Consider the following 1,148-nt stretch of genomic DNA (forward strand, 5'->3'; position numbering starts at 1 on the left):
GGTCAGTTGAAGCAGTCCTTGACGGTGCCGGCGCAGTTGGTGGGGTCGTTGTTGGTGATGGTCGACTTTTCGTCGAGGCGGACCTTGCCGTTGTTGTTGAGGATGCCGCCGGCGACTCGGTGTGTCTTGGAGGAGTCGGTGGCGGTGTTCTTGGTGACGCGGGTCTTGGTCAGGGTGACTGTGCCCTTGTTGTTGAAGATGCCGCCGCCGTTGAGGGCGGTGTTGGCCTTGATTTCGGTGTCCCGCAGGGTGAGGCGGGCGTTGTCGTCCTTGTTGTCCTTGTTGTCGGGCTCCTCGAAGCCTTCCTTGAGCTTGACGTCGGGGTCGCCGTTGAAGATGCCGCCGCCGAAGCGTCCGGCGGTGTTCTCGACGATCTCGCTGTCGGCGATGGTGGCGGTGGCTTCCTGCTCCTTTTGGTCCTTCTTGTCGTCGCTGGAGGAGGGGCCTTCCTTCTTCTTTTCTTCGCCGCCGGTGTTGACGACGCCGCCGCCGTCCTTGCTGGCGTGGTTCTTGGCGACGATGACCTTCTCGAGGTCGAGGTTGGTGTTGCGGGCGTAGATGCCGCCGCCGCTTTCGCAGGCGGTGTTCTTCGTGATGCTCGACAGGACGATCTTGACGAAGCCGCTGGAGCTGAACACGCCGCCGCCGTTGCCGTTGGCCGTGTTGCCGTCGATGGAGGTCTTGAAGATCTCCACGCTGCCGGCCTCGTCGCGGCCCTGCACGCCTGGCCAGTAGTCGTTGTTCTTGTCCTTGTCCTTGCCGTGTTCTTCCTTCTTGCCGCGGCCGTTGGCGATGCCGCCGCCGTTGTCACCTGCGGTGTTGTTGGTGATGCGGGACTCGTGATCCCGCTCGTGGGAGAACTCGTTCTTGCCGTCGGCCTTGTCGTCGTTCTTGCCGTCGGCGGACCCGCCCTGGCCGTGGGAGGACCAGTCCTTGTCGTCGGAGGACCCCTTGACCTTGAGTACGCCGACGTTGAAGATGCCGCCGCCGTTCTCCCGGGCGTGGTTGTTCTCGACCTCGCTGTCGTCGAGGTCGACCCGGCCGAAGTTGGCGATGGCGCCGCCGTTGCCTTCGGCGTTGTTGCGGGTCAGTTCGACCTTCTCCAGGTGGGCGCTGCCGCCGCGCTCGACCAGCAGCGCACCGCCGTC

1 pseudogene is annotated in these 1,148 nt (G+C 64.3%); it reads right to left on the minus strand.

The annotated features are described in order from the left end of the window. Positions 1–2: 2 nt before the first annotated feature. Positions 3–1,148: pseudogene (locus ACFYPH_RS31150) on the minus strand (hypothetical protein); the annotation flags it as partial.

This window comes from Micromonospora sp. NPDC005252 (assembly GCF_042872475.1).
Taxonomy (GTDB): Bacteria; Actinomycetota; Actinomycetes; order Mycobacteriales; family Micromonosporaceae; genus Micromonospora.